A 10,645-nucleotide genomic window follows, 5' to 3' on the forward strand; every position below is an offset into this window, starting at 1 on the left:
ATCTCCGCCTCGAGCACCGTCTCCAGCACCCGCTTCGTGAGTCCGTTCAACACGATGACCGGATGTCATGCCCGCCCACTCCAGCACCTGCCACGCCGTGCCGCCGGCTACCGGCAGGGCGGCGGCCAGCAGCGGATCGAGCCCGGCAGGGCGAGGGACGAGACGGGATGCCGGTACCACAGCGTAGGGCGCCAGGCCGCCGCCGGACAGCTCGGCGATGACCTCGTCGCCGAGCACGTGGCCGGTCACACCCAGACCGAGCGCGACGACAGTGCCGGCGGCATCCATTCCCCGGATCGGCTGGCGCGGGCGACGCAGGCCGAACGCGGTGCGCACGAGCAGGGGCTCGCCGCGCATGACGCGGATGTCGCCGTTGTTCAGGCCGGTGGCGTGCAGGCGCAGCAGCACCTCGTCGGGGCCGACGGATGGCACCGGAACCTCTTCGCGGGCGACGGTGTCGACACCGCCGTAGCGGTGCTGGCACCAGGCGGGCATGGTCTCGGTGATCACGGTCATCTCACTCCCCCGTCTCGGGATAATCGAACAGATCGTCGAGGCCGATGCCGAAGGCGCGGGCCAGCTGGAAGGCGAACTCGAGCGTGGGCGAATACCGGCCCTGCTCGATGGCGATGAGGGTCTGCCGGGTGACGCCGACACGGCAGGCCACTTCGGCCTGGGTCAGACCGGCGCTCTCGCGCACGGCGCGGATCGTGTTGGTGACCTTCGTGGGCTTGACCATCACACGAGCCCCCGGCGAGAGGCGATGAGGCCGGCGATTCCGCCGACGATCGAGGAGGCGGCGAAGCCGAAGGACATGCACTGGGCGATCCAGAACCAGTCGGCGCGGGACGCGCACAGGACGATAACGCCGAGCCCGCCGAGCACGAGGAAGGCCTGACCGACCCGGGTGCTCAGGGCGCTGATGTCGCGATCGCGCTGATCGCTGCGGCCGACGCCGTCCGGGTCGCGCAGGCCGGCGAACATGCCCCAGACGATGCTAAGCACGATCGCGCCCACGATGCTTGCGCCGGTCACCCACAGCATGAGCGGCACCCAGTCGACGGCGGTCAGCGGGCCGCCGCCGGCCTGGACGAGCACGAGCACGACGTATACGATGACGCCGATCACGCTGGCGATGAGACTGGCCCAGGTGTTGCGTTCCTGATAGACCACGATACTCTCATAAGGTAAAGAATTTTTGACACTGTGACGGTACCGCGCCGCATTCACTATGTCAATAATTCTTTACACAGTGCCTCCCGAGCGACACTCGGTTTAGGATGCTTCGACCGCATGCGTCGGCGGATCCCCCACCCCTTCCCTCTCTGGAGCAGTCATGCGCAAACGCTGGATCGCCCTCATCGTCGTCGCGGCCGTTCTGGTCGTCGCCGTCATCGGCGTCTACTGGGCGGGCCGCAGCCTGTTCCACATGCCCACCGCGAAGGGCATCGACTCGGTGGTCGGCGAGATCGGCGGCAAGCGGGTGCTGGGCGTGTTCGCCCACCCGGACGACGAGCAGACCGTCAACGGCCTGTTCTGGCGGGCGAAGGATCGCGACGGCGCCTACACCGCGATGATCACCGCCACCGCCGGCGAGGCCGGCCACCAGGTTCCCGTCATCGCCCGGCAGGACGACCTCGGCATCGTGCGCACCGCAGAGGCGCTGAAGAACAGCTTCCACCTCGGCGTCGACGAGCACGAGGTGTGGGACTACCCGGACGGCGGCGTGCCCGAGGCCGACGAGCAGGAGCTGGTCGACCGGCTGGTCGCCTCGATGAAGCGCATCCGCCCCGATGTGGTGGTCGGCTTCTGGCCCGAATCCGGCGCCACGGGCCACCTCGACCATATGCAGATGGGCCACGTCACCGAGCTCGCCATCGCGCAGCTGGCCGCAGAGGGCGGCGCCTACACGGGCCCCGATCACCTTGTCTACACGATCAGCCCGACGACGGCGCTGGAGCTGTTCGGCGGCGAGCAGGGCGCGCTCGTGGTCGCGAACCAGCCCGACCCCGAGTACGCGATGTCGGCCGAGACCGGTAAGAAGATGGAGGGGTGGAAGATCCACGCCTCGCAGGAGGACTATCTGCAGTCGGCGTACTACCTACCCGCGTGGCTCGTGTATCTGCTGTGGGACCAGGAGTTCTACCACGTGCGCGACCTGCAGGCCGATCCGATCCGCTGACGCGACCGCATCCCTTTGCGTTTGTGCAGAATTGCAGTCTGTGCAAAACTGCACGGATGGCTGTCGAGGAGGGGCTCCGCGCGCGCAAGCAGCGGCAGACGCGCGACGCGATCCACCGCGCCGCCGTCCAGTTGGCTCTCGAACGCGGACCGGATGCCGCGACCGTCGCGGACATCAGCGCGATCGCCGACGTCTCGCAGCGCACGTTCTTCAACTACTACCCGTCGAAGGAGGATGCGATCGTCGGTCTCCATGAGGGGATGCCCGGGGACGACGAGCTCGACGCGTTCCGCGCCGGGCCCGGCGACGACCTCGTCGACGACACGCTGCAGCTGCTGCTGGGCGTGTTCTCCCCGGCCGACGACGAGCTCGCGCAGCAGCGCCGGGGCCTCCTGGCCACGCATCCGCAGCTGATCCAGCGGCACTGGTCGCGGCTGCTGGGCGTGGAGCAACGCACCGCGACCGCGGTCGCCGCCCGGATGCGCGCGTCGAAGGCATTCACGGACATCGATATCGACCTGGCGGCCCGCGCGCTCGTCGTCGCGTGCAGCAATGTGCTGCGGCTCAGCATCCGCAGCGCGATCGACGACGGAACCTTCCCGGACGATCTCGACACGCGCATCGCCACGACCATGAGAACCTTGCGAGAGGCCCTGCGCATCCTGCCATGACAACATCGATCCGCCGCCCCCGGTCGCACGAGTCGCGCCGCGGCATCCTCCTGCTCTTCATCGGCCTGATCCTGGCGATGCTGCTGGCGGCGCTCAGCCAGACGGTGCTGAGTGCGGCCATGCCGACGATGGTCGGCGAACTCGGTGGTGTCGACCAGATGCTCTGGGTGATGACCGCCTACATCCTGGCGTCGACGATCATGATGCCCGTCTACGGCAAGATGAGCGACCTGATCGGGCGCAAAGGTCCGCTCATCGCCGCGATTCTGCTCTTTGTCGCCGGGTCGGTGCTGGGAGCGTTGGCGCCCGACATGGGCTGGCTGATCGCCGGCAGGGTGATCCAGGGGCTCGGCGGCGGGGGTCTGATGATCCTCTCCCAGGCGATCATCGCCGACGTGATCCCGGCGCGCGAGCGCGGAAAGTACATGGGCGTCATGGGCGCGGTGTTCGCCGTCTCCTCGGTGGCCGGCCCACTGCTGGGCGGCTGGCTGACCGAGCAGGTCGACTGGCGCTGGACGTTCTGGATGAACGTGCCCCTCGGGCTGATCGCGCTGGCGGCCGCGATCGCGCTCCTGCACCTGCCGCAGGGCACGGTGTCGAAGCCGAAGATCGACGTCGCCGGCATGGTGACGCTCGCCGGCGCCACGGCGTGTCTCATCCTGGTCGCGTCGTGGGGCGGCAACGACTTCGCGTGGAACTCGCCCGTCATCATCGGTCTCGGCATCGCGACGGTCGTGCTGACGGTGCTGTTCGTGTTCGCCGAGCGGCGTGCCGCCGAGCCGATCATCCCACCCGTGCTGTTCCGCCAGCGCAACTTCACCCTCACCACGGCGGCAGGACTGCTCATCGGCGTGACGATGTTCGGTGCGATCGGCTATCTTCCGACGCTCCTGCAGATGACCTTCGGTGCCGACCCGACGGTCGCCGGTCTGCTGATGGTGCCGATGATGGGCGCGATGCTCGTGTCGTCGCTGGTGTCCGGATGGTTGGTGAGCGCCTACGGACGGTACAAATGGATGCCGCTCGTCGGTGCGCTGCTGATCGCCGGCGGCCTCGCGCTGCTCGGCATCCTCACCCCCGAGACGCCGCTGTGGCAGTTCTGCATCTATCTCGGCCTCATGGGCATCGGGCTGGGGGTCAACATGCAGATCCTCGTGCTCATCGTGCAGAACTCGTTCCCGAACCGCGTCGTGGGCACGGCGACGGCGTCGACCAACTTCTTCCGGCAGATCGGAGCATCCCTGGGCAGCGCCGTGATCGGGAGCCTGTTCACGGTGCGCCTCGTCACGATCATCGGCGACGCACTGCAGCCGGAGGAGGCCGCCCAGCTCGGTGACATCAGCTCACTCACGCCGCATGCGGTGCTCGACCTGCCCGCCCACCTCTACGACGTGGTGGTGCACGGGTTCAACGACGCCCTCACGCCGCTGTTCATCGCGATGGTGCCCCTCGCGCTCATCGCCTTCGCGCTGCTGTGCTTCGTCAAGGAGGTGCCGCTGAAGACCACGATCGATCGCGACATCGTCCCCGAGTCGCTCGCCGAGGGGCAGCTGGTCATCGAGCCGGAAGACGCCGACGACGTCAGATGACCGCTTCGCTCCACGGATCGGGGTTGCCGAACCGGTGCGCGGTGATCGCGATCGCCTGCTCGTGCAGGAACGGCAGCAGCTCGATGCGGCCGGCGGTGGTCACCTCGTTGTCGTAGACCGCGAGATCCGGGTCGCCGCCGACGGCCTGCGCGAGCGCCCGGTGCAGCGCGGCGACCGACTCGGGCGCGCCGATCAGACGCACCCGCGGGGGACGGGATGCCTCGAGCCCGGCGTTCTCGTCGTGCTGCGACATCCTGCCGATCCAGTCCGCGTCGGTCTCCACCCAGACCGGGACGTCGGCGTCGGTCAGCTGGCGCCGCACCGCGGGCGGCAGCCCCACCGGCGAGCTCACCGAGAACGCGGCCCCCGAGCGGATGCCGGCGATGACCACGCGCAGCAGCGCGCGCCAGCTCGAGTCGCCCGTGGCACGCAGCGCCACCGGAACCGGACGGTACCGGAAGAGGTTGCGCTCGACACCGAGCGCCGAGACGTCGCGCACCTGGCCGAACTCGCGGTCCCACGCGATGGCGTCGGCCAATGCGCCGCGGCGCACCCATTCGAACTCGTCGAACCCCATGGTGGGCTGGGCCGCCTCGATGAGCGCGGTGATGCGCGAATCGAGGCCGCGCAGGTGCAGCGTCGACGAGGGCGTGCCCGCCGAGGGGCGCCACGAACCGAGGCCGATGAGGTAGTTGGGCCCGCCGGCTTTCGCACCGGGGCCGACCGACGAGCGCTTCCAGCCGCCGAACGGCTGCCGCTGCACGATGGCGCCGGTGATGCCGCGGTTGACGTACAGGTTGCCGGCCTGCACCTCGTCGAGCCACAGCGCCAGATCGTCGGGGTTCTGCGTGTACAGGCCCGCGGTCAGCCCGTAGGCGACCTCGTTCTGCAGCTCGATCGCGCGGGCGAGCGACGGCGCCGTCATGACGCCCAGCACCGGGCCGAAGAACTCCTCGCGGTGGAAGCGCGAGCCCGGCTCGACCCCGGTGCGGATGCCGGGGGTCCAGAAGCGACCCTCCCCCTCGGGCTGCTCCACATCCGCTCCCGGAGCCTGTCGCGGGGGCACGAGCCACTTCTCGCCCTCGTCGAGGGTCGTGAGCGCCCACTCGAGCTTGCCGTGCGGCGGTTCGATCACGGGGCCGACCTCCGACAGCGGGTCGCTCGGCGGCCCGACACGCAGCGAGCGCGTGGCATCCACCAACTGCCGGGCGAACCGCTTCGAACGGGCGACCGGACCGACCAGGATCACCAGCGACGCGGCCGAGCACTTCTGGCCGGCGTGCCCGAACGCGCTCTTGACGAGGTCGGCTGCCGCCAGGTCGAGGTCTGCCGACGGCATCACGATCATGGCGTTCTTGCCGCTCGTCTCGGCCAGCAGTGGAAGGTCGGGGCGCCACGAGCGGAACAGTGCCGCCGTCTCCCACGCACCCGTGAGGATCACCCGGTCGACGTCCGGGTGCGCGACGAGCTGACCGCCGAGCTCGCCCTCTTCGAGGTCGACCAGGGCGAGCACCTCCCGCGGCACACCGGCGTCCCACAGGGCCTCGGCGATGACCGCGGCGCAGCGCCGTGCCTGCGGGGCGGGTTTGAGCACGACGGCCGAGCCCGCCGCGAGTGCAGCGAGCACGCCACCGGCGGGGATCGCGATGGGGAAGTTCCACGGCGGCGTCACGACGGTCACGCGAGCGGGCACGAACACGGCGCCGCTGACCGCGTCGAGCTCTCGTGCCGTGGCGGCGTAGTAGTTCGCGAAGTCGACGGCCTCGCTCACCTCGATGTCGGCCTCGGCGAACACCTTGCCCGTCTCGGACGCCGACACCTCGATCAGCTCGCCCCGACGCGCCTCCAGCGTCGCGGCGGCACGCTCGAGCACCGCCGCGCGGTCGGCGGCGGGCCGGGCACCCCACGCGGCCGCGGCATCCCGCACTCCCGCGACGATCTGCTCGAGCGCCCGTCCGCCGGTCACCCGGGCGGCCGCGAGGGTCGCGTCGCCCGCCGTCGACGACGGGATGCGGGCGAGGATGTCACGGGCCCACTCCCGGTTGACCGGCCACGACGGGTCGGAGTCGGGCGTGTTGGCGAAGCCCGGTGCCCCGGCGGCCGGCCGGCTCTCCTGCGCGGCGTAGACGGCTGTCTCCACCAGTGGATCGGCGTCGCGGCCGATGTCGAGCACCGCCGCGGTGAGCGCGGGCTCGGTGGCGTCGTCCACGGGCCGCCGGGTCGCCGTCTCGGGCGCAGGAACTCCCCCGAGGATCCCGAGCTCGTCGAGGGGCTCCGAGCTTGTCGACCCTCTCCCCGAGCTCGTCGAAGGGCGGTCCTGCCGCCGGTTCGGGCCGACCGGCAGCGCGGGATCATCGGCGCGCCGCAGCGAGGCGAGGAACCGGTCGCGCTCCCGTGCGAACAGCGCCGGGTCGTCGTGCAGCTCGAACGCAGCCGAGAGGAAGTTCTCGCTCGACGCGTTCTCCTCCAGCCGCCGCACGAGATATGAGATGGCCACGTCGAACTCGTCGGGCCGCACGACCGGAACGTACAGCAGCACACCGCCCACGTCGCGGCCGACCGCCTCGACCTGGCCCTGCGCCATGCCGAGCAGCATCTCGAACTCGACCGCCCCGGCGACACCGCGTTCGCCGGCCAGCAGCCATGCGTAGGCGATGTCGAAGAGGTTGTGACCGGCCACACCGAGGCGCACCGCACGCGTGCGCTCGGGCTGCAGCGCCCAGTCCAGGCAGCGCAGATAGCTCGCGTCGGCATCGAGCTTCGACGCGTGGGTCGCGAGCGGCCAGCCGTGCATCGCGGCATCCACTCTCTCCATCGCGAGGTTCGCGCCCTTCACCAGCCGCACCTTGATCGGTGCCCCGCCGGCATCGACCCGCTGTGTCGCCCACGCGGTGAGCTCCTGCAGCGCCGGCAGCGCGTCGGGCAGGTAGGCCTGCAACACGATGCCCGCCTCGAGTCCCTGCAGCCGCGGGTCTTCGAGCAGCCGCGTGAACACCGCGATGGTCAGGTCGAGGTCGCGATACTCCTCCATATCGAGGTTGATGAAGGTGCCGTTCCCCGAGCCTGTCGAGGGGCCGGCCGCGGTGAGATACAGCGGCAGCAGCCGTTCGACGACCGCATCGACGGTCTCGTCGAACGCCCACATGTCGATGTGACTGGCGATGGCCGAGACCTTGACCGACACATAGTCGACGTCGTCGCGACGGATGAGATCGTGGATGCCGTCGAGTCGCCGCTGCGCCTCCCGCTCGCCGAGCACCGCCTCACCCAGCAGGTTGAGGTTCAGCCGGTGCCCGCCGCCTCCCCCCGCTCCCTGAGCCTGTCGAAGGGCGGCCAGCGCCGGGCCGAGCTTCTCGGGCCGGGCGTCGACGATCAGGTGCCCGACCATGTCGCGCAGCGCACGGCGGGCGATCGGCACGACCGGCGCGGGCAGCACAGGGGCGACCCCGCCGCCGAGGCGCACCGCCGAGCGCAGGTACCAGGGCAGGAAGTCCGGCACCAGTGGAGCGATGCGGTGCAGTCGGGATGCCGCGGCCGTCAGGCTCTCGGGACGCATGACACCGTCGACGAACCCGAGCGTGAACGGCAGTCCGTTCGGGTCGTGCAGCACGCCGGCCAGTCGCGCGGCGGCGGGGTCGACATCGACCTCGGCGGCCTCGGTGATCCAGCGGGTGGCGAGAGATATGGCCTCGTCGGCGAGTGGGGAGTATGGGGAATCGTCCATCGGCACTAGCGATGATCTCACGAGATCGCTATCTGCCCGGCCGTGACCGGTCAGTCCCAGCGGCTCGGGGCGGACTTCTTCGTGGAGGGAAGGGCGGATGCCTCGGCCCACTGCGCCACCCACGACGCGAGCGGCGGAAGGTCGTCGGGGCGGTGCAGCGCATCGAACAGCTCGTCCATCGGCACGAGCCCGCCGGTGCGGCGCAGGAACCGCGCCCGAACGATCATCTCGGCGTAGACCTCGCCCTTCACGACCGCACGGTGCGTCATGTAGACGGACTTGTCGTCGTGCCCGCTCAGGCGCGTCTCCACGGTGAACCGCTGCCACAGCTGCAGCGACTTGCGAAAGGTGATGGTCTCGCTGGCGACGACCGCATACCAGCCATGGTCGGCGATGACGTCCCACATGCCGGTGCGGACCAGCAGGTCGAACCGGCCGAGGTCGAACAGCGACCCGTAGCGCCCGTTGTTCATATGCCCGAGCAGATCGATGTCGGTGGGCATCGTGCGCAGCCGCAGACGGCCGATGCTGGTGGGAACGACCGGACCGCGACGGCGCAACAGCACCTTCGCACGCCCGACCGTCAGGAGTGTTCGCCACCACACATTCACGAGGTGCGATGGTACCGCACCGGCATCGCCTGGTAGACCTCGAGCGCGTGGTCGGCAGCGTCCAAGACCCGCTTGGTCCACTGATCTTCGTCGATGGCTATCGTGAGCCTTCCCCTCTGCTGAGCGATACCGCTGAAGTGATATCGGGTTGCGTCCGGCGCGCGGGCGCTCAGCCGCTCCCGACCCGATTTCTCGCATCCGATGCGCGCGCGTAGAGTCTGGCCATGGAAGCCGAACTGCAGAGCACCGTCATCGTCCGGCCCGTACGAGATGTGGATGCCGAGGCCCTCGGTCGCGTCCACGCCACCTGCTGGCACGAGACCTACGACCACCTCATCAGCAAGGCTGCGCTCGAGAAGATCTCGCCGCGGCGCATGGCCGAGCTGTGGACCAACTGGGCCGTCCAGGGTCCCGACTTCAAGATGTTCGCCGCGCTCATCGACGGCGAGATCGTCGGGTTCGTCGGGTCCGGCCCCGCGCGGGACAAGGACGCCCCGCGCTTCCGCGAGCTGTACTTCATCTACCTGCTCGGCCAGTATCACGGCACCGGCATCGGTCAGCAGCTGTTCGACGCCGCCGTCGAACAGCACGAGCCGCTGTACCTGTGGGTCGCCGACGACAACCCGCGCGCGCACCGCTTCTACACGCGCAACGGGTTCGCGCTCGACGGCGCCCAGCACACCGAGCCGTTCCTGGGCGAGACGCTCACCGAGGTGCGGTTCGTCCGTTGACGCGCGCGCTGGAGCTGTGGGCTCTCGACGGCATCGACGAGATCGCCACGGGCGACGACCTCGTCGCGCTGATCGCCCATGCCGCGGGTGACAGTCTGCGCGACGGCGACATCCTGGTCGTGACCTCGAAGGTGGTCTCTAAGGCCGAGGGCCGCAGCATCGCCGCCGCCGACCGTGACGCGGCGATCATCGCCGAGACCGTCCGGGTCGTGGCATCCCGCACCTCCCCCGACGGGCACGTGACGCGCATCGTCGAGAACAAGCTCGGCATCATCGCCGCGGCGGCGGGCGTCGACGCGTCGAACACACCGCACGGCACGGTGCTGCTGCTCCCGATCGACCCCGACGCGTCGGCCCGCACGCTCGTGGCGGGGCTGCGCCAGACGCTCGGTGTGCAGGTCGGCGTGCTGATCAGCGACACCCTCGGTCGGGCGTGGCGCGAGGGGCAGACCGACACCGCGATCGGCGCGGCCGGTGTGCACGTGTTCGACGACCTGCGCGGACGGGTGGATGCCGAGGGCCGCCCGCTCGTCGTGACGATGCCGTGCGTCGCCGACGAGCTGTGCGCGGCCGCCGACCTCGTCAAGGGCAAGACGCTGCGACGACCCGTGGCCGTGGTGCGCGGCCGCGCCGACCTCGTCGGCGATCTCGACCTGCCCGGTGCCCGGTCGATCGTGCGCCCCGCCGACCGCGACATGTTCGGGCTCGGCAGCGACGAGGCCTATCAGCAGGGCTACGCGGCCGGTGCCGCTGAGGTGTGGGACGAGACCCGATCCTGACCCGTCACCGCAAGCTGACGTGCCCGGCCGAGAGGTCGCCGGCCGAGCACGGGGAGCAGCCCCATACCCGTGACGAGCAGCGTGATCACGATGCTGAAGAGCGTCACGCCGACGACCGTCAGCGTGCCGTGACGCGGCCGGCGGTGCGATGGTCGTGGGGAGCGGCGAAGCGGTTGTCATGGCTCCACGGCAGGGCGACGTATCCCGCGTCGCCTCGGGGCAGCCGCCGAGTGTCTTCGGGTTCTCCGGCTCTTCGGAATCAAGGGTGTAGGTGGGGTCTGAAGCCCCCGGCCTCGAGCAGGCTGCGCGCGACATAGTTGGTGAGGTTCCGGAAGCCGAGTGCGGAGCCGCGGAGGTG

The 10,645-nt window shown here is 70.0% G+C and carries 10 protein-coding genes; 5 read left to right on the forward strand and 5 right to left on the reverse strand.

Features of this window, described 5'->3' with window-relative positions; all coding sequences use genetic code 11:
- From ACK5IN_RS05760 to ACK5IN_RS05770, 3 genes are all read right to left on the reverse strand, one after another.
- Positions 1-516 (reverse strand): alcohol dehydrogenase catalytic domain-containing protein (locus tag ACK5IN_RS05760; protein WP_416895250.1); only part of this gene is annotated, 516 nt, incomplete at its 3' end.
- 1 nt (position 517) lies between these two features.
- Positions 518-739 carry a helix-turn-helix transcriptional regulator gene (locus tag ACK5IN_RS05765; protein ID WP_416895251.1) on the reverse strand — a complete coding sequence of 74 codons (222 nt, stop codon included), beginning with the start codon at positions 737-739 and terminating at the stop codon, positions 518-520.
- On the reverse strand, positions 739-1,173 hold the full coding sequence (locus ACK5IN_RS05770) for a hypothetical protein (RefSeq protein ID WP_416895252.1): 435 nt from the start codon (positions 1,171-1,173) through the stop codon (positions 739-741). Before ACK5IN_RS05770 ends, ACK5IN_RS05765 begins: the two co-directional genes overlap by 1 nt.
- Positions 1,174-1,336: 163 nt before the next feature.
- On the opposite strand from ACK5IN_RS05770, the gene ACK5IN_RS05775 reads away from it, so the two are divergent.
- From ACK5IN_RS05775 to ACK5IN_RS05785, 3 genes are read left to right on the forward strand one after another with little or no spacing between them, the layout of a single operon-like run.
- Positions 1,337-2,182, forward strand: coding sequence for a PIG-L deacetylase family protein (locus ACK5IN_RS05775; protein WP_416895253.1), 846 nt, complete (start codon positions 1,337-1,339; stop codon positions 2,180-2,182).
- 56 nt (positions 2,183-2,238) lie between these two features.
- A complete protein-coding gene (locus tag ACK5IN_RS05780; RefSeq protein ID WP_416895254.1) occupies positions 2,239-2,853 on the forward strand; it encodes a TetR/AcrR family transcriptional regulator in 615 nt (204 codons plus the stop codon).
- Entirely contained in the window at positions 2,850-4,442 is a 1,593-nt protein-coding gene (locus tag ACK5IN_RS05785) for an MDR family MFS transporter (RefSeq protein ID WP_416895255.1), read from the forward strand. The genes ACK5IN_RS05780 and ACK5IN_RS05785 overlap by 4 nt, the downstream gene beginning before the upstream one ends.
- Here ACK5IN_RS05785 and ACK5IN_RS05790 read toward each other — a convergent pair.
- Both ACK5IN_RS05790 and ACK5IN_RS05795 read right to left on the reverse strand, forming a co-directional pair.
- Positions 4,435-8,166, reverse strand: a complete 3,732-nt coding sequence (locus ACK5IN_RS05790) for a proline dehydrogenase family protein (RefSeq protein ID WP_416895256.1) — start codon at positions 8,164-8,166, stop codon at positions 4,435-4,437. The genes ACK5IN_RS05785 and ACK5IN_RS05790 overlap by 8 nt on opposite strands.
- A gap of 50 nt (positions 8,167-8,216) precedes the next feature.
- Positions 8,217-8,777: an acyl-CoA thioesterase gene (locus ACK5IN_RS05795; protein WP_416895257.1), complete on the reverse strand. Its 561-nt coding sequence runs from the start codon at positions 8,775-8,777 to the stop codon at positions 8,217-8,219.
- A 224-nt stretch (positions 8,778-9,001) separates the two neighbouring features.
- On the opposite strand from ACK5IN_RS05795, the gene ACK5IN_RS05800 reads away from it, so the two are divergent.
- Together ACK5IN_RS05800 and cofE are read left to right on the forward strand one after the other, a co-directional pair.
- Positions 9,002-9,508, forward strand: coding sequence for a GNAT family N-acetyltransferase (locus tag ACK5IN_RS05800; protein ID WP_416895258.1), 507 nt, complete (start codon positions 9,002-9,004; stop codon positions 9,506-9,508).
- A complete protein-coding gene (cofE, locus tag ACK5IN_RS05805) occupies positions 9,505-10,287 on the forward strand; it encodes a coenzyme F420-0:L-glutamate ligase (RefSeq protein ID WP_416895259.1) in 783 nt (260 codons plus the stop codon). The genes ACK5IN_RS05800 and cofE overlap by 4 nt, the downstream gene beginning before the upstream one ends.
- Positions 10,288-10,645 lie beyond the last annotated feature (358 nt).

The sequence above is a fragment of the Microbacterium sp. genome (genome assembly GCF_047971895.1).
Lineage (GTDB): Bacteria > Actinomycetota > Actinomycetes > Actinomycetales > Microbacteriaceae > Microbacterium.

Excerpts from the sequence above, each read along its gene's own strand:
- ACK5IN_RS05765 (WP_416895251.1), bottom strand. The coding sequence starts at position 739 with ATGGTCAAGCCCACGAAGGTCACCAACACGATCCGCGCCGTGCGCGAG.
- ACK5IN_RS05775 (WP_416895253.1), top strand. The coding sequence starts at position 1,337 with ATGCGCAAACGCTGGATCGCCCTCATCGTCGTCGCGGCCGTTCTGGTC.
- ACK5IN_RS05780 (WP_416895254.1), top strand. The coding sequence starts at position 2,239 with ATGGCTGTCGAGGAGGGGCTCCGCGCGCGCAAGCAGCGGCAGACGCGC.
- ACK5IN_RS05785 (WP_416895255.1), top strand. The coding sequence starts at position 2,850 with ATGACAACATCGATCCGCCGCCCCCGGTCGCACGAGTCGCGCCGCGGC.
- ACK5IN_RS05790 (WP_416895256.1), bottom strand. The coding sequence starts at position 8,166 with ATGGACGATTCCCCATACTCCCCACTCGCCGACGAGGCCATATCTCTC.
- ACK5IN_RS05800 (WP_416895258.1), top strand. The coding sequence starts at position 9,002 with ATGGAAGCCGAACTGCAGAGCACCGTCATCGTCCGGCCCGTACGAGAT.